This window comes from Alteromonas sp. D210916BOD_24 (assembly GCF_047159385.1).
Lineage (GTDB): Bacteria > Pseudomonadota > Gammaproteobacteria > Enterobacterales > Alteromonadaceae > Alteromonas.
This window is the reverse complement of sequence record NZ_AP038333.1, coordinates 405,536-423,939: the sequence shown is the minus strand read 5'-3', so window position 1 is coordinate 423,939 and position 18,404 is coordinate 405,536. Positions and strand designations below refer to the sequence as shown.

Below are 18,404 nucleotides of genomic sequence, written 5' to 3'. Positions count from 1 at the left end.
ATGGAAACTCCTAAGGAACTGTAATCAGGTAGCTGCTTTTAACACAAAAGCTAAGGCGCAATTACGCCTTAGCTATACTGTGTATTGCAATCATTTGTTAGTCTTCAAGACCAACTGTTACCCAACCCAATGTCCAGTCAGACTCACCGTCAAATGCGCCTTGGAAACTTGTGCTATCGAAGAAAGCGTCCAAAGAAGAAGCATCAAAACCTGAGCCTAATAGTGCAGAACCACTAGCTGGAACATAGCCTGATGAATCAAGCCCTAGTGCCGCTGTGTCTGCTAGTACACTGTTACCGTCCTGCCCTTCAAACCATGCTTGCGTAGAATCAGTACCAATGGTATCTGAACCAAATGCGCTGGTTGAAGAACAAGCCACTGTTGAATGTGTAACCGTTAGTGAACCGTCTGCTGCATTAGCAATTGACTCATCGCCATTCACGCGCAAGCAGTTGCTGTAGTTAGCCCCACCCGTTACAACCAGATTCTTAATGGTACCGGCTGTACCGTTGCGAAGGCGAACACCGTTTGTGCCGTCAGCACCAATGATAGTCACGTTTGAAACCGTTGGTGTAGTAAGCGGTGTCCATGCTGGATTATCTTCGTTGTTGTCTGCTTCAAATGCATTGTCACCACCCGCTGCATCTTGTTTGATGACAACGTATTGCGCTTTACCTGTCCAACCGAAAGACCAATCTAGTGAGTCATCGCCAATTGCCGTAAGCACTAAGTGGCTAACGTTGACTGTACCACCGAAGAACTCAACACCATCGTCAAGGTTTTGGTGAACTTGTACAAAGTCAACTTCTGTGCCGCGACCCACGCCCGCAAAAGAGATACCGTTTAGCTCATCGCCAGCAGCCAGTGCTTTACCTGCGTGCTTAACGATAACGTAGCGAAGCGTACCAGAGTTGTCATCTTCATCTGCACCGCCGTAAAGACCAGCATCCCCTTCTGCCGCTACACCACAATTGGCAAGCTCTGCATCTGAAGTATCACCATCGTCACCGGTATTACAAAGGTTTGTCGGTGCGTTGCCAAGAATAACCATACCACCCCACTGACCAATAGCGGTTTCGCCACCTGTCATGTCTTCAGAAGAAGTAAAGGTAATAGGTAAAGTAGCTGTACCTGACGCTTCGATTTGCGAGCCACGACGCACAACCAAGAAGTCATCACCGTCTTCACCGAATACCGTTGTACCGCGCTGAATGTAAAGTGTTGCGCTATCTGCGTTATCGTTACCTACCGCAGTACGACCTTTAATTAACCAGTGTGCATCATTAGTGAATGAAACGTCGTTGGTAAAGGTAGTATCAGCAGCTAACTGATAAACTGGCTTATCTGTAATGTCAGGGAAGCTGGCTGAAACATCTGTTGCCAAACCCTGTTCAAAAGCACTTGTCACTTCTGCTGGAATTGAATCATTTACCGCGACTGTCCAACCTTCCATCCAGTTGTTGTCACCATCAAATGCACCGATGTAGTCAGTAGAGGCAAAGAATGCATTCTCTTCTGATACGTCAACACCTGCACCAAGAAGAGGTGAACCTGAACGCGGAGTGAAACCGTCAGTGGATAGCATTAGCGCATCAGCAGTCATCACGCTGTTACCTGTTTGGCCTTCAAACCACGCTTGCGTAGAACCACTACCGATAGTGTCTGAACCGAAGTTTGAACCTGATTCACACGCCACTACTGAGTTTTCTACCGAAAGCTCACCCGCTACAGCATTAGCAATGGCTTCACTGCCATTCACTCGTAGACAGTTAGAGTAGCCAGCTCCTGCCGTCACCACTAGGTTGCGGATAACACCCGCCGTACCGTTGCGTAGACGCACGCCATTTGTACCTTGCGCACCGACGATAGTTACGTTAGCAATAGTAGGTTTAGTGAGCGGTGTCCATGCAGGATTATCTTCGTTGTTATCTGCTTCGATGGCATTGTCGCCACCTGCTGATGATTGCTGGATATAGACGTTTTGCGCATTACCCGTCCAACCGAAAGACCAGTCGAGTGAATCATCACCGATATCGGTAAGTACAACGTTACGCACGCTTACTGTACCACCGAAGAATTCAATACCATCATCTAGGTTTTGGTGAACCTGTAGGTATTCCACTTTGGTACCCGAACCGATACCCGCAAAAGAGATACCGTTTAGTTCATCACCCGCAGCCAATGCACGGCCAGCGTGTTTAACTACAACATAACGAAGTGAACCTGAGTTATCTGCTGGGTTGTTACCGCCGTATAGGCCAGCATCACCTTCAGCTGCCACACCACAAGACGCTAGTTCAGCGTCAGATGTGTCAGAATCGTCACCGGTATTACATAGGTTAGTCGGTGCGTTACCCAGAAGTACGATACCACCCCACTGACCAATTGACGTTTCTTCACCAGTTAAATCTTGCACTGACGTGAAAGTAATTGGTGCACTCGCTGTTCCGTTTGCTTCTACTTTAGAGCCACGGCGCACTACTAAGAAATCATCACCTTGCTCACCAAACACGGTAGTACCTTGCTCGATGTAAAGTGTAGCGCTATCTTCGTTATCGTTACCTACCGCAGTACGCCCTTTTATCAGCCAGTATGCGTCATTTGTCAGTGTTACGTCAGAAGTGAATGTGGTGTCTTCTGCAATCTCGTAAACTGGCTTATCTAGGTTGAAATCAGCAGATACATCTGTTGCCAGACCTTGTGCAAACGCGTTTTGTACGTCAGCTGGGAAACCGCCATTTACACCCACTGTCCAGCCCACGGTCCAGTCACTGCCATTCGGGTTGAATGCACCGATGTACTGACCGCCGCCTAGCGCTACAGGTGACGCAGCAGTCGGGAAATAACCATTATCTTCAAGCATTAGCGCCGAAGCAGCCAATACACTGTTACCTGACTGACCTTCAAACCAGGCTTGCGTTGTGCCGCCGTTTATTGTGTCAGAACCGAAGTTGTTAGCCGGGGTCTCACACGCCACAATTGAGTCAGTGATGGTTAACTCACCCGATTCAGCATTGGCAATGGCTTCGTCGCCGTTCACGCGAAGGCAGTTGTTAGCCAAGGTAGAGCCAGTAACAAGGACATTTGAAAGCACGCCAGCAGTACCGTTGCGCAGACGTACACCATTGGTGCCATCAGCACTGACGATAGTCACGTTAGAGATGGTAGGTTTGGTTAACGGCAACCAAGACGGGTTATCTTCGTTGTTGTCAGCTTCTATTGCATTGTCGCCACCGTCAGCAGATTGCTGAATGTAAACGTTCGTTGCGCTACCCGTCCAACCAAAAGACCAGTCAAGAGAGTCATCACCAATATCGGTAAGTACCACGTTGCTTACGTTTACTGTACCACCGAAGAACTCGATTCCATCGTCAAGGTTTTGGTGAACCTGAATGTAGTTCACTGTGGTGCCAGAACCGATACCAGCAAATGAAATACCGTTTAGTTCATCACCTGAAGCAAGTGCTTTACCTGCATGCTTAACCACTACGTATTCTAATGTACCCGAGTTATCTTCTGGATTGTTACCGCCATAAAGACCAGCATCACCTTCAGCAGAAACACCACAGTTTGTAAGTTCTTCTTCCGAGGTGTCAGCGTCATCACCCGTGTTACAAAGGTTAGTCGGCGCATTACCAAGTAATACCACACCACCCCATTGACCGATTGACGTTTCTTCACCTGTAACGTCTTGTACAGAAGTCATAACGATAGGAGCAGAAGCCGTACCCGTCGCTTCAATTTGTGAGCCTCGGCGAACCACTAGGAAGTCATCGCCATCTTCACCGATAATAGTAGTGCCTTCTTCAACGCTAAGCACTGCGGCGTCTGCGTTGTCATTACCCACTGCAGTGCGACCTTTGATGATCCAGTAGGCATCGTTAGTCAGCGTCATGTCCTGGGTAATAGTAAGATCCGTGTCTAAACGGTAAACAGGCTTATCTGTTAGTGTTGCTGAGAATTCGCTCGATACGTCGGTAGCTAGACCAAGAGAAAATGGCGTATCTACATCAGGGGTAGTAGGCGTAGTCGGTGTGGTAGGTGTTGTAGGAGTAGTCGGTGTAGTGGGTGCTACTATCTCATCACCTTCGTTAATATTGATGTCACCGCCGCAGCCTGCAAGGACAAGTGCAGTCGTGATTGCACTGACCCTAAAAATGTTACGAATTTCCATTAAATTCTCCAGATTTTAGTAATACGGATTCTAAGGTTTGCTAGAGAGTAAAGGACATCAGTGACATTTTTGTTACAAACTAAAAATTCTTCTGCAATTTATTTGAACTTTTTATACTTTGCGCTAAAGCAAAATTAATTGCTTTAAAAACATACAAATAAAATAATATTGGTAGACATTATGCGTTCAGCGCGTGAAAACATTCAGCCATTCGCGGTTCGAAACCATTTGGTTATGACAGTTTTATGACCTTTTGTGACAGGTTCAGCAAAATGGATACTGTTTAAATTAGGATCGCCATTAGGAAGTAAATTATTCCAAAAAAGGGCCTTTCCCGTCTTGGGCTTAACTGCGATATCCAGTTTGGTAAAGCGGGTATAGCCGCCTTCACATTTGTCGTTCAAGTAGATCATACAGGTCCAGGTTCGCTGTCCCCGCTTCTGACAATGGGTTTTGTATTGAGGCGTGCCCGGTGGAAAGAAGTCATAGTGAGGCTGGTAGTATTCCCCTACATTATAATGTTGAGCTTGAATCACTTCTTTTTCCCCAACGCCTAATTTTAAGGTATCGACAATACGCGTATTAATTTCATCGACCAAAGCGTTTTCAAGGAACGCCAACTCACAGGTGGAAGAAGTGCGAATATTGTCGGCACTTGCTGCCCCTGCAAGCTTAGAGGGAGATAACCGCGTTTTAGTAAGTGCAACGATTTCATCGCATTCCCGCTGAGACAAAAAACCGTCAATTGAGAGAAGTTGTAGCTGCGATGAGGATGCTAGCCATTGGGCATTGGGATGCTGAATGACAGTACTGTCGGCAAGTGTGCGGTAAAAAGGGGTATCTGGGGTAAACCCATAATCTGCTGGCAAATTACTTCCCAGTACTGTCCTTATAGTATTGGGCGAAAAACCATTTTCGAGCAGAGTGTTTACTATTTCGATAATAGGCGAACCGGATAGCAAACACTTCAGTACCCATTGTTTCCACTGAGGTGGCATATAACTCACGGTTGAGCTCCTATTTTACTGATTGTGTCCCTATTCTAGTATTCGACGCTGGCGAACCAAGACGTCTTCTCTAATAGGAAAATAGCCATCCCTTACCACTTGCTGCTGACCTTCTTTAGACAAAATATATCGCAAGAATTCTCGCTCCAGCGTGGGCAGGGGCTCACCTGGCTTTTTATTGATGACTAAATATAAAAATCGCGCAAAGGGATACGTCTCATTACGTACAGTCTCAATAGATAGCGGAATTAAGCTATCAAGAGAATTACCTAGAGGTAGTGCCCTTACACCTGCTGTCTTATAGCCATATGCGGCATAACCAATGGCACCAGTACCACTGGCAACTGAAAGCACAACCGATGCAGAGCCTGGTTGTTCATTAACGGTATTTCTAAAGTCTCCATCACACAAGGCCATCACTTTAAATAATCCGTATGTACCCGACACTGAATTTCGTCCGTACAGGCGAATAGGCGATTGATAACCGTCTTCATCGATACCAAGCTGAGACCATTGAGTAATTTTGTTCGCACTTCCACAATATTGGGTTTGCGAAAACACGGCGTCGACCTGAGGTAATGTCATGCCAACTAACGGATTGCGTCTATCAACAAAAATGGCAATGGCGTCCATTGCCACTTTTAACACAGTGGGAGGATAACCATGAGTACGGGTGAAATCGCGGATCTCACTGGGTTTAAGCTCGCGGCTCATTGGACCTATCGTGGCAGTTCCTTCAATCAGTGCCGGCGGCGCAGTGGAAGAACCCGACGCCTGAATTTGAAAACCCACTTGAGGGTAAAGTGTCTTAAATTCTTGCGACCAAAATGTCATAAGGTTGGCGAGCGTATCAGAACCGACAGATGATATTTTACCAGCTACACCGGGCTTTCTTTCATAAGCAGGAACCTGATAAGCTTCGCTAGTCGCGTTTTCTGATTGCAGCGAGGCGGCATAACAGGGGAATAGCCCAATTAACAAACAACAGCAAATGAAAAAGCTGTGATACCGTTTTGTCATTGAATCTCGCCTCTCATTTCTTATAACGTCCCTTGCTATAACTGTTCTGCAATTAGTTCATTGTCTAAAACAAACGAGAAGTGACTTCCTTCCCCCACCGTACTTGAGATATCCAGTCGTGAATTATGGTGGCTTAACACGTGCTTGACAATGGAAAGCCCTAGCCCCGAACCACCCGTTTTGCGAGAACGGGCTTTATCTACCCGGTAAAAACGCTCGGTCAGGCGATTGAGGTGACTGGGCTCAATGCCATCACCGTTATCAACCACACAAAACTGTGCACCGTTGGGTTTGCGCCGCCAATACACATTTATTTCGCCACCTTGGGGCGTATAGTGCACGGCATTGAAAACCAAATTTGAACACGCACTGCGCAATTCAGTTTCCACACCAAACACATACAACTCCTTGTCAACGTGAAACCTAATGGAGTGTTGTTTTTCCTTATTAAGTGTCTGGGCTTCACGCTCAATTTGAGCAAGCACAGAGGGTACATTCACCACGTTCTCGTAAATGCGCTCTGAACTGGCTTCTATTCGCGATAGCACCAACAGATCTTCAATAAGGTTCTGCATTCGCTGAGTTTGCAACGTCATCTCTTTCATCGCTTTTTGCATGAAAGGATCAGATCTTTCGTCAACGGGCAAAATTTCTAAATAGCCGTTAATTACTGTAAGTGGCGTGCGAAGCTCATGTGACACATTGGCCACGAAATCTTTACGCATCTCTTCAAGTTGCGACACGCGAGTAATATCTCGAGCGATCAACAACAAATGTTCATCGCCGTAAGGCATTATTCGATATTCAAACGTTTTATTTGGATTAGTAGGGGAAGGTACTTCAATGGGATATTTGTAATTTCCAGCATGAAAATACTGAATGAATTCAGGGTGGCGAAGTAAGTTATCTATTCGACGGCCAGAATCTTGTGGCCATTTTAGTCCTAGGTCGAGACGCGCTAATCGGTTGCACCAGATGATACACGCTTTTGCGTCTACCACTACCGCGGCATCGGGTAAGGCTTCAGAACCTTCCCTAAATCGTTTTACCAGTTCGCCTAACTCTTTGCGCTTGTTTCTGTTACGTCGTTGGAGGTAATAAATCCCTTCGTAAATATGCTCCCATACGCCTTTAACCGTAGGAGGAGACATTTTACGACTGTGCCATAGCCAGCGATTTAACTTATAAAGGTGCCAATAGTTAAACAAGAGTAGTAAGGTCGCACCTGTCGCCAGCGCCACTAACATATCATCTAAGTACCACCCCACCAGTGCAAATACCACAAGGAATAGCACTAGGCGCAAGGAACTTCTCAACCAAGAGAAAGGGTAATACATGTATGAACTCGTGTTGTCAGACTAAAACAATTAGGGATAGGGTAGCTATCCCCTCTAATGCTACAGCTTGGTGGAAAAACGATAACCGGCACCGCGCACGGTTTGGATCATAGCATCATGTCCGTGTCGAGAGATAGCTTTGCGCAAACGACGAATATGTACATCAACAGTTCTGTCTTCTACATAGACATTGGTACCCCACACGTTGTCTAAAAGTAGTTCCCTGCTGTACACGCGCTCAGGGTGCGTCATAAAAAAGTGCAGTAATTTAAATTCAGTCGGCCCCATGTCTAATGGCTCATCGTTGGCCATCACCCGATGTGATACCGGTTCAAGCTTCAAACCATTAAACTCGATAGGCTCTTCTGAAGAAGTAGGTGTCACCCTGCGCATCACCGCTTTGATTCTCGCAACCAACTCTTTGGGTGAAAAGGGTTTTGTCACATAATCGTCTGCACCCGCGTCTAACCCGCGAATTTTATCTTCTTCTTCGCCACGGGCGGTAAGCATGATCACAGGAATATCACGGGTAAATTCGTGCTGTTTTAAACTTTTCGCCAATTGAACACCACTTCCACCGGGTAGCATCCAGTCAAGAAGAATAAGATCTGGATAAGGTTCACAGATTTTTTCTTGTGCGATATCAAAATCTTCAGCTTCGATTATATTAAAACCAGACTGCTCAAGCACAAACTTAAGCATTTCACGGATAGGCGCTTCATCCTCAACCACCAGTACTGTACGAGACATCGATATCTTCCTGCTCATGTTAAAACGCCGTTATTATTAATGTGCTGTATGACAGTTTTATTAAAACGATTACATAAATGTGTCAAGTTTTAGACAATTTCACGCTGACCAAAGTCTATACACATAATCTTGTTAAATAATAGATTTACGCATATTCTTGAGGTTGTAATGACTTATCGATTAAGAACAGGGGTACGTTTATCGATGGCCGCCGTTAAAACAGGGTTGTCAAAGAAACTCTTAACCAGAGTATTGTCAGTCTATTTCGCATTAACATTAATAGTCACTGTCGGACAAATTTTTGCTGAATATTTTAGTACAAAAGATCACGTTAAAGATGAACTGCGGACACTGAAAAATACCTTTTCCCAAAGTCTGACCCGCGCCATGTGGGAGCTCAATAACCAGCAAGTAAAAGATATCGCTGATGGACTGTATTCCTTGCCTATTGTTGAAGGATTGCAAATTCGGGGAGAGAACGGCAACTATATTGTTGAACTTGGCGAAAATGTTCAAGGCAATTCACAGCCAATCGACAGAGAAATCATGGAAGATCATCAAAACGAGCTTTTCAGTTATAGCTTTCCTTTAGTATTCAAATTCTCTGGCAGAGAGTCTATTGTGGGAGACGTCACGCTGTATTCTAATTTTGTGACTGTTTTTAACCGCATTGAAGTAGGTATATTTTTTCTCATTGGAAATGCGCTAGTAAAAACCACTTTTTTAGTATTTCTGTTTATGACCGCATTTAGAACAATGCTGTCCGAGCCATTGCAGAACATGGCAGAACAAATGGAAAACTTTGACCCACAACACCCTGCAGAGAGTAAGCTCACGATAGAGTACGACGATGATAACGAATTACTCCTTTTAAAAGAGTCGTACAATCACGTCATTGACGATTTGATCATTTCAAATCAAAAGCTAAAAGGGACACAGGACGAGCTCACTTTAGCCAATAAAAAGCTCGACGACCAAAACCTGATTCTCGAACAAGAAGTCGCCAAGAAAACCGCGTCACTATCACAAATTATGTTGGATTTAGAGCAGCAAAAAGACGAGTTAATTGCCCATCAACGCGAACTGCGTCAGGAAAACGAAAACCGCCAGTACATTGAAACGGAACTACGTAAACGCAATGAAGAGCTCGCCCACTCAATGGAAACGCTCCACCAAGCTCAAGAGCAACTGGTTGAGTCTGAGCGCATGGCTTCGCTAGGGGGGTTAGTTGCAGGTATCGCCCACGACGTAAACACGCCACTGGGTGTAAGCGTTACTGCCGCAAGCTTTCTACAAGAGCGCCTAGCTAACTTAAAAACGGATTTTGAAGAAAAAAGCCTAACCAGCAAATCGATGAATAGCTTTATCGATGAGGCTGAACAAACAGCCCAGCTCCTTCTCAGCAATCTTGAGCGAGCCTCTGATCTCATCGCCAGTTTTAAACGGGTAGCGGTAGACCAAACTAGTGAAACTGTACGAGAATTTGTGTTGGGAGACTATATACAGGAAATTATTCAGTCACTTAAACCCAGTTTCAAACACACTGAGCACAGCATTAAGGTAAATTGTCCAGATAACCTAGTGGTGAACTGTGCCCCCGGCGCCATCGCTCAAATTGTGACGAATATGGTTATGAACTCCCTTGCACACGGTTTTGAATCGGTCGATGCTGGTACAATTAACCTAGATGTCCGTCAGGAAAAAGGTTTCGTTACCCTTGACTACAGCGACGATGGCAGGGGGTTATCTGAAGAAGAACTCGACAAACTTTTTGACGCCTTTTACACCACTAAACGGGGTCAAGGTGGCAGCGGTTTGGGTACCCATATTATGTACAATTTGGTCACCCAGTCATTAAATGGTCAGATTATCGCTGAGAGCGAGCGAGAAAAAGGCTTACGCTATATTATTCGCTTCCCAACTGGCACTGATCATTCTCAGGTATAACACATAAGACAGCGACGCTTAAGACGTCCACGTCGACTAATTCATTTCGTTGCACCAAGGGGCGTACATTGATACGCTTGCGCCCCACTTTTCATGAGAGACAGCTTACACTATGTGGTTTAAAAACGTTAAAGCCTATCAAATCACCCAACCACTTTCTTTAGATGACAGCGATCTAGAACGCGTACTCAATGCGCATGCATTTAGACCTTGCGGTAGTCAGGATTTGGCGACTATGGGTTTCGCCTCACCGTTTTCTCAGGCAGGGAAACAAGGCACGATGTTCCACGTTGTACAACAACGTTATTGGATAACCCTTAAAAAACAAGAAAAGATTTTACCCAGCGCGGTCGTTAATGCTGAGCTTGACGAAATGGTGGCTAAAATCGAAATGGAAACTGGTTCACCTGTAGGGAAAAAAGCGAAAGCTGACTTAAAACAGGAAATTCAGACTCGCCTCTTGCCACAAGCATTTACAAAAAACAGTTACACCCATGGTTTTATCTCACTGGCAGATAACTTAGTGGTCGTTGATGCTTCATCGGATGGTAAGGCTGAAGCGTTTTTAGCGATGGTTAGAAAAGCCATTGGATCACTTCCCGTGGTGCCTTTTACCCGAAAAAGCCTGCAAAGTGAACTCACCCACTGGGTAACCGATTCAACCCCCGAAGGCATTGCACTATTAGAAGAAGCGGAGCTTAAAGCAACAGATGATACTGGCAGCGTTATCCGTTGTAAGAACCAGCCTCTAGACAGTGAAGAAATCAGTATTCATCTTGATGCAGGTAAACTGGTGCAAAAGGTCGCCTTTGAATACGCAGAGACCCTTACAGCCATATTTTGTGAAGACGGGGCAATCAAGCGGGTTAAGTTTACCGATCGCATCAAAGAAGAAACCGATGACGTTCCAAAGGATCAGGTAGAGGCGCGCTTGGACGCGGAATTTGCATTGATGTCGGCAGAAATATCCACTTTGCTGAACTTTTTGCGCGACACATTAAACTTAAATGATGGTAGTTTGTAACTAAAAGGCGTGAGAAAGGGGCCGACACAAATGCCCCTTCTATTCCCCTTTTGCTCAATCTAATCGGGCTTGGGGGTAGTGGATCACCGCAATAAAATGCGTTTCTCCAACTTCATCGCGATAACCATGTGGTTGGTCGGCGTAAAGCAAACACTGCTCCCCTTGATTATACTCACGCCATGTTTCCCCTTCCAATACACTTAGCTTTCCTTTTGTCACATGAATGTGTTCAGTAACGCCTACCTGATGAGCTGTAGAATGCTGTTCATGAAAATCCGTTAAACGCAATTCAAACACCTCGAACCCAGTTTGCACATTATATCCAAACAAGGTTTTTACCTTCATATTGGGGTCGTTGGTAAATTGATCTTCAACGGTGTGCTTTGAAACCAGTTGTGGAGGTCGGGCGCCGGTTAAGAAAGACGAAAAAGAGCACTTTAACCCCGTGGCGATTTTCCATAATGTAGCTATGGTCGGGCTTGATTCCCCTCGCTCTATTTGGCCTAACATTGCTTTAGATACGCCTGTTAAGCCTGCGGTTTTATCCAAAGAAAGGCCTTTTGATTTTCTCACCATACGCAACTGCGTGGCGATACTCTGAGTTACATGCTGAGGTTCATTTGTTGCCATAAAAATCTGTTGCCCCCTTTTGTATTTTTTCCGCCACCCCACTTGTGCGCTATAACGCACAAGTGATACTTTACCCTTTGTGCGTTATAGCGCACATATTAACAGCTAACAATATTCTCACAAGAGGCCAGCGAAGGTGTAGATCATGAAACAATGGAAATTTAGTCATATCAGTGCGGGGCTCACTGCAGTCACCGTTGGCTATAGTAGTGCGGTGGTGATTGTCATTGAATTAGCACGCCGAGCGGGCGCGAGTGAAGCAATGGTGATCAGTTGGTTACTTGCACTTGGCCTTGGCATGAGCATAACCTGCATATTTTTTTCTTGGCTTACCAAAATGCCAGTTGTTACCGCCTGGTCCACTCCTGGTGCTGCTTTTTTGCTCACTACGGTCGGTGACTACTCACTAGCAGAAGTCATTGGAGCGTTTGTTTTATGTGCAGTATTTTCACTCGCTACGGCGCAAAGTCGCACTTTGCTGTCTCAAATTAATCGCATTCCTTCCGCTATTTCATCTGCACTTTTAGCAGGAATTCTGTTGCCCATTTGTCTGGCTATTTTTAGTGACGTCAATGATAACCCTCTAATAGTGGCATTATTTTTAGCCATTTATTTAATGGGAAGTCGACTGTTCCCACGCTCTCTCATGCTGCTCTTATTGGTATTATCTGTGACACTGAGTTTTACCCTACAATCTCACCTCCCACTTTCATTTTCTCTTCCTTCAGTGATTTGGGTTACACCGGACTTTTCAATAGCCGCGACGCTTGGCTTGGCGCTCCCCCTATTTATCATTACCACCCTTTCACAAAACTTACCTGGTATTGCCATTCATCATGCTCATGGCTATCAGGTGGATCACAAACCGATACTCTCGGGGATTGCCATCGTCCAGATGATCCTAGCCCCCTTTGGTGGTTTTACCTTTAACTTAGCCGCCATTACCGCTGCATTGTGCATGGGAGAACACGCTGACCCCGATAAATCTCAACGATATAAAGCCGCTATCGCTGCAGGCCTTGGCTATTTGGTGATGGGTATACTCGCCTCTGTAGTGGTCGCGCTTTTTGTCAGTATGCCCACCGTAATAGTTCATTTATTGGCTGGCTTAGCATTACTGGCAACTTTGCAAAGCGCTGTCACCCGTAGCATGGAGATTGAACATCACCGTCCAGCAGCGCTTCTTACCATGCTGTGTACTGCTTCAGGCTTTAGTTTGCTTTCAATAACATCGGCGGTCTGGGGATTAGCACTGGGTTTGTTGCTATTACTGGTTCAAAAAAAAGCCCAGCCTATTAGTAAATAATATACAAAAAAGCCGATATCAAGATATCGGCTTTGATCTACTCAGCTAAGGTGACACTACATAAAGATTTGTTTTGCAGCGCCGGCTAATTCTTCAAACTCATCAGAGTGAAGCTCACCCATATCAGCTACCACACCCCGTTGCATAGCGAGATTTAAGACCGCGTCTTTTTGGCGATCGATAGCACCCGAAATCGCTGCACCTACGCGCACAAAGTCAATATAAGTCAGTGATTCCGGCAAGTAGCTTAAATCTTTCCAGTTTTCAGCTACGTTTACAAACGTATCGCCAAACCCCCACTCTTGCATAATGCTAGCGCCGATACGCCCTGCAAGCTTATCTATAGCCACTTCTAAAAATGAGGGATTGGCAAAGACTTCGGGATGACGCTCAGCTTCAGTGAGCACAGGCAATACACCAATATTGTGAACTAGCGCCGCCAGCGTCATTGTATCCATGCTCATCTCGCGCTTTTTAGTACGGTTGATGTAAAGCTGTAATACCGCCATTGCGTTGGCCACAATGTTTACCGTGTTCGCCCACTCTTTTTGCAGATAGCTAGCAACAACATCATTTTTAGAAACAAATAGCTGTTCCATCGCAAGCGCAGTAGAAACGTTTTTGATTTGACGTAACCCAATGCGCGTAACAGCTTGACTAATTGAGTTTACTTTAACACTTCTTCCCATATAGGCGCTGTTAGCGATTTTAATCATTCGGGCGCTCAATGACGGGTCTTGTCCTATGACATCGCCCATGGCGCTGAGATTGATATCAGGATCATCAGCCGCCTTTCTCACTTTCAATGCAATAGCTGGAAGAGTGGGAAGGACCAGTGTGTCGTTATTTATTTTTTCAACTAAAATCGTTAAAAGCGCGTTCTGTGTAGACATAATTTCTACCCTTAGGAAGTTCCGTGTAGCCTTACAAAGGCAATCTGTTGCAATACCGTATATCGATTAGAACACCAAGGCTTGGTATAACCAATCCTTCCTTTCCAATACTAACATTTAGGCAGTCTTTTCCATGCTTAGTGTCATAACTTAATCGAAGCGCGACAAAGCACAAGATATTCGTTGTTTTATTTTATTACCAGTATCACCATACTATAGTAATGCGTCTATTTCGAATAACTAGGAAACTCAAAACACGAGTTTTTTTAAATTATAGACAACCAGTGTTAAACCACTATTGATATTTTACAAATTTTTTTCATACTTTTGTATAAAATCAAAAGCATAGCTATAGTGGTGTCACACGCAACTTCCCTACCCATTAGGCCAAAGAGTCAATATGAAAAATAGTAAACTAACGACACATTCCCCCATCGCTGCAGCATTAATGAGTTTGTTTTTAATCACTGGCTGTAGTAAAAGCGAAAGCCCAACCCAATCAATATCAGCTGATGAAAAAAGTGCATCGGCACAAACATTACTCATCGATGAGAGCCGATTATCTATCTATCACCCCGTGGATTTAACCAGCGACTTGTCACATTTAAGTGCTGATCAAAAAGCAATGCTGTCACTATTAATTGATGCATCAGAAATTATGGATGATCTATTTTGGCAACAAGCCTTTTTTGACAATAAAGACGCTTTTCTACAATCAATAGAGGATGAAGCCGTTCGTCATTTTGCCGCTATTAATTACGGTCCATGGGATCGTTTAAACGGTGATACCCCTTTTATCAGTGGATACGCAGATAAAGCCATGGGTGCGGAATTTTATCCACACGACATGGATAAAGCAGAATTTGCCGCGGCAAACTTTGATGACAAGCAAGGCCTTTACTCGGTAGTCAAACGGGATGAAGCCGGCAAACTTTATGCGCAATCTTACTCTCAAGCGTTTAAAAATAAGCTGATGAAAGCCTCTGATATATTGAAGCAGGCGTCAGCACTGGCAGAAGACGAAAACTTCAAACAGTACCTTTTGTTGCGCGCAGAAGCACTGCTCACGGATGACTATCTGGCCTCTGATATGGCATGGATGGATATGAAAACCAATCCTGTAGAACTTGTCATCGGCCCAATTGAGACCTATGAAGATCAGCTCTTTGGCTATCGTGCTGCCTTTGAGGCGTACGTACTCATCAAAGACTTGTCCTGGAGTGAAAAGCTGGCCAAGTTCGCTGCGTTTCTTCCAGAATTGCAACAAGGTCTGCCTGTTGCTGAATCATACAAAGCTGAAATGCCGGGCTCCGATGCCGACCTCAATGCTTATGATGTAATCTATTATGCAGGTCACTCCAATGCGGGCAGTAAGACCATTGCGATAAACCTGCCTAACGACGAACGAGTCCAACTAGAAAAAGGTACTCGTCGCCTACAACTCAAAAATGCGATGCGCGCTAAGTTTGACAATATTCTGGTTCCCATTGCCAACACACTTATCGTTCCTGAACAAAGAGAACACATTACGTTTGATGCATTTTTTGCGAACACCATGTTCCACGAAGTTGCCCATGGTTTAGGGATCAAAAATACCCTAGATGGAAAAGGTACGGTGAGAGGCGCATTGAAAGAGCATGCATCTGCACTAGAGGAAGGCAAAGCAGATATACTTGGCTTATACATGGTGCAAAGCTTACTTGAAAAAGGAGAAATCACCGAGGGCAGCTTGGAAGATTACTACATCACGTTTATGGCAGGAATATTCCGCTCCGTTCGCTTCGGCGCGAGTTCCGCTCATGGCAAGGCCAATATGATCCGCTTTAACTTCTTTGCACAACAAGGTGCCTTCGAGAAAACGGAAGACGGTCTGTACCGCGTGAACATGGAAAAAATGGGCGGGGCAGTTGAAGCGCTATCTGAACTCATACTCACCCTTCAAGGCGATGGCGACTATGATGGTGTAGCGCAGCTTGTTTCTACAATGGGTGTCATTAAACCTGATTTAGCTTCTGACCTGGCACGCTTAGAAGCGGCGAATATCCCTGTCGACATTCACTTTAACCAGGGTAAAAAAGTACTCGGGTTAACTGAGTAAAACAAGACAAAGTAGGTGAGCTGATTTGCGCCTACTGAATTCGTATTGAGTATAAAAAAACCGCATTTTTAATGAATGCGGTTTTTTTTTTTGTTGGCTATTCTAAATGCTGCTTTATTTTGTCGGTATAAGGTGGCCATCCTAATGGTTTACCTGCTAATACGTGAAGATGAATATGGTAAACCGTCTGTCCGCCGAATTCGTTGCAATTCATCACTGTGCGATAACCTTGTTCAGCCAAGCCATGTTCAGCGACAACTTTAGCTGCCACGAGAGACAAATGCCCAACCAGTTCACGATCGTCTTGGGTAATATCATTAATGGTGGCTATGGGCTTTTTGGGTATCACTAAAAAATGCAGCGGCGCCTGAGGATTAATGTCTTTGAAAGCCAGTGCCAAGTCATCCTCATACAGCACTTCTGCTGGGATCTCTTTGTTGAGGATCTTAGTAAATATCGTCTCTGCCATGTTATTCCTTTCTCTATCTTGTTGTTGCTTTGGGTGGTCAGACAAATACAAACCACAGTAAGACAGCACCTAATGCCAATCGGTATATCACGAAAGGCAGCATACCGATGCGTGAAATCCAACTCAAAAACAGATAAATACACATATAAGCGCTGACAAAAGAAAATGCCGCACCGTAAAAAAGCGCATACCAATCTACGGCTTCATCTGCCTGTAATAAATCTAGGGTGGCAAGCAGACCTGCGCCTAAGATAACAGGAATGGACAGAAGAAACGAAAATCGCGCACATGCCTCCCGTTTCAACCCCAGTAAAAGACCCGCAGTCATCGTAATACCGGAACGCGATGTGCCCGGAATTAACGCCAATACTTGTGCTATGCCGATGAGTGTTGCTTGTTTTAACGTTAACCCTTCAAGCTCCTTCTCTCGCTTAGCTGTGGCATCGGCGTACCACAATAACAAACCAAAAATAATAGTGGTGCCAGCAATAACCAGGGCCGTACGCGCGTTGTCCTCTATCCAATTTTTCAGCAAAAAACCGATGACAACCGCCGGCAGGGTAGCCACAATGACATACCAAGCCAATTTGCTGTCAGTTGATTGCTGCTTGGAAAAACCTTGAGTCAGCCACGCGCCTGACATTTGAATTATCTCCTGACGAAAATAGATCATTACAGCCAGTAAGCTCCCCACATGTACGGCCACATCAAACGCGAGACCTTGACTAACCCAACCAAATAATTCTGCGGGAAGGAGTAAATGCCCCGAGCTACTGATGGGAAGAAATTCGGTTATTCCTTGTATGATCGCCAATATTATAATTTCGAAAATTGTCATTCCCTTGATTAACTCCACATAAAGTCGATAGGCCGCAATTGCTGTTTTTGTTTGTCAAACTCACGCCACATCTGGGCGTAGGTTTGCTGTGTTTTTGGGTGGATATCGCTTGGTACGAGTTCGGCTAAAGGCCAGAGCACAAAAGCGTTGTAGCAAATTTCTTCGCGAGGAAGAACCACCGGAGTTTGCGTTGTTCTACTATCATAGGTAAGCAAATCTAAATCAAGGGTTCTGGCGCAAAACTTTTTGTCACTGTGTACTCTGCCATTATCCTTTTCTATTTGCTTTAAGGTATCGCATACCTCTTGAATACTCTTGGTGGTAGAGGCCCGCGCTACCGCATTGTAAAAAGGGCTACCGTTAAAACCAACGGCTTCACTTTCATATACCGAAGACACACTTACCTGATCAAAATGCGCTTTTAATGCAATGAGTGATTGTCTGGTATAGTGCTCGCGCTCAATGTTTGATCCTATACTCACCAAAATGGTATGTGGCGACATCACACTCGTTCTCTTGTTAGTTCTACTGCAACCGTCTTGGCGTTTGGAAGAATATTGGGTTTGACGATTTTTAATGTAATAGCGGTAACGGCGAACTGCTCGAAAATCGCCTCCATCACTGCTCCACCAAAGGCTTCTAATAGTTCAAACTGACTGTTTTTTCCCACTTCGGCAACACACTCGGCCACTTTGGCATAGTCCACTGTATCCGCCACGTTATCACTTAGCATTGCCTTTTCCAGATCGGTCTCTAGTGTGACATCGATAAGAAGTTCGGTATTGCGAACCCGTTCCCAATCATATACACCTATCAGCGTTTCTACCGCCAACCCTGCAATATAAATTTTGCCCATGAAATTCTTTCAACTTGTCTCGTTACTGGCTTTAGTACTGGTCTTACTACTGCGC

Annotated in this window: 15 protein-coding genes; 4 read left to right on the top strand and 11 right to left on the bottom strand. The window is 45.0% G+C overall.

From position 1 onward, the window contains the following. Nucleotides 1–97 precede the first annotated feature (97 nt). The 5 genes from ACMCM8_RS01865 to phoB form a co-directional block, all read right to left on the bottom strand. The gene (locus ACMCM8_RS01865; RefSeq protein WP_412724884.1) at nt 98–4,174 is read right to left on the bottom strand and encodes a beta strand repeat-containing protein; all 4,077 of its coding nucleotides are present in this window, start codon (nt 4,172–4,174) and stop codon (nt 98–100) included. A gap of 203 nt (nt 4,175–4,377) precedes the next feature. Further along, entirely contained in the window at nt 4,378–5,172 is a 795-nt protein-coding gene (locus ACMCM8_RS01860) for a prolyl hydroxylase family protein (RefSeq protein WP_412727588.1), read from the bottom strand. Between the two features lie 39 nt (nt 5,173–5,211). Next, nucleotides 5,212–6,201, bottom strand: a complete 990-nt coding sequence (locus tag ACMCM8_RS01855; RefSeq protein ID WP_412724882.1) for a PstS family phosphate ABC transporter substrate-binding protein — start codon at nt 6,199–6,201, stop codon at nt 5,212–5,214. Nucleotides 6,202–6,236: 35 nt separating this feature from the next. Beyond that, the gene (gene phoR, locus ACMCM8_RS01850; protein ID WP_412724880.1) at nt 6,237–7,538 is read right to left on the bottom strand and encodes a phosphate regulon sensor histidine kinase PhoR; all 1,302 of its coding nucleotides are present in this window, start codon (nt 7,536–7,538) and stop codon (nt 6,237–6,239) included. A gap of 60 nt (nt 7,539–7,598) precedes the next feature. Further along, nucleotides 7,599–8,288 carry a phosphate regulon transcriptional regulator PhoB gene (phoB, locus tag ACMCM8_RS01845; protein WP_014997327.1) on the bottom strand — a complete coding sequence of 230 codons (690 nt, stop codon included), beginning with the start codon at nt 8,286–8,288 and terminating at the stop codon, nt 7,599–7,601. 204 nt (nt 8,289–8,492) lie between these two features. On the opposite strand from phoB, the gene ACMCM8_RS01840 reads away from it, so the two are divergent. Next, complete coding sequence (locus tag ACMCM8_RS01840; protein ID WP_412727586.1) at nt 8,493–10,235, top strand: sensor histidine kinase; 1,743 nt, start codon at nt 8,493–8,495, stop codon at nt 10,233–10,235. A gap of 112 nt (nt 10,236–10,347) precedes the next feature. After that, the gene (rdgC, locus tag ACMCM8_RS01835; RefSeq protein WP_412724878.1) at nt 10,348–11,259 is read left to right on the top strand and encodes a recombination-associated protein RdgC; all 912 of its coding nucleotides are present in this window, start codon (nt 10,348–10,350) and stop codon (nt 11,257–11,259) included. Between the two features lie 54 nt (nt 11,260–11,313). On the opposite strand, the gene ACMCM8_RS01830 is transcribed toward rdgC, so the two are convergent. Further along, nucleotides 11,314–11,889, bottom strand: coding sequence for a helix-turn-helix domain-containing protein (locus ACMCM8_RS01830; RefSeq protein ID WP_412724876.1), 576 nt, complete (start codon nt 11,887–11,889; stop codon nt 11,314–11,316). A gap of 145 nt (nt 11,890–12,034) precedes the next feature. Between ACMCM8_RS01830 and ACMCM8_RS01825 the strand changes: the two genes are divergently transcribed. After that, the gene (locus ACMCM8_RS01825) at nt 12,035–13,195 is read left to right on the top strand and encodes a benzoate/H(+) symporter BenE family transporter (RefSeq protein ID WP_412724874.1); all 1,161 of its coding nucleotides are present in this window, start codon (nt 12,035–12,037) and stop codon (nt 13,193–13,195) included. Nucleotides 13,196–13,251: 56 nt separating this feature from the next. On the opposite strand, the gene ACMCM8_RS01820 is transcribed toward ACMCM8_RS01825, so the two are convergent. Continuing rightward, a complete protein-coding gene (locus ACMCM8_RS01820; RefSeq protein ID WP_412724872.1) occupies nt 13,252–14,088 on the bottom strand; it encodes an HDOD domain-containing protein in 837 nt (278 codons plus the stop codon). Nucleotides 14,089–14,488: 400 nt separating this feature from the next. Here ACMCM8_RS01820 and ACMCM8_RS01815 point away from each other — a divergent pair, with 400 nt between their 5' ends. Beyond that, nucleotides 14,489–16,186 carry a dipeptidyl-peptidase 3 family protein gene (locus ACMCM8_RS01815; RefSeq protein WP_412724870.1) on the top strand — a complete coding sequence of 566 codons (1,698 nt, stop codon included), beginning with the start codon at nt 14,489–14,491 and terminating at the stop codon, nt 16,184–16,186. A gap of 97 nt (nt 16,187–16,283) precedes the next feature. Here ACMCM8_RS01815 and ACMCM8_RS01810 read toward each other — a convergent pair whose 3' ends face one another. The 4 genes from ACMCM8_RS01810 to folB are packed head-to-tail and all read right to left on the bottom strand — an operon-like array spanning nt 16,284 to nt 18,349. Further along, a complete protein-coding gene (locus ACMCM8_RS01810; RefSeq protein ID WP_412724868.1) occupies nt 16,284–16,655 on the bottom strand; it encodes a histidine triad nucleotide-binding protein in 372 nt (123 codons plus the stop codon). A gap of 37 nt (nt 16,656–16,692) precedes the next feature. Continuing rightward, complete coding sequence (locus tag ACMCM8_RS01805; RefSeq protein ID WP_412724866.1) at nt 16,693–17,493, bottom strand: undecaprenyl-diphosphate phosphatase; 801 nt, start codon at nt 17,491–17,493, stop codon at nt 16,693–16,695. Nucleotides 17,494–17,501: 8 nt separating this feature from the next. After that, a complete protein-coding gene (folK, locus tag ACMCM8_RS01800; protein ID WP_412724864.1) occupies nt 17,502–17,996 on the bottom strand; it encodes a 2-amino-4-hydroxy-6-hydroxymethyldihydropteridine diphosphokinase in 495 nt (164 codons plus the stop codon). Beyond that, nucleotides 17,996–18,349 (bottom strand): dihydroneopterin aldolase, encoded by a 354-nt coding sequence (gene folB, locus ACMCM8_RS01795; protein WP_412724862.1) that lies wholly within the window; start codon nt 18,347–18,349, stop codon nt 17,996–17,998. Before folB ends, folK begins: the two co-directional genes overlap by 1 nt. Nucleotides 18,350–18,404 lie beyond the last annotated feature (55 nt).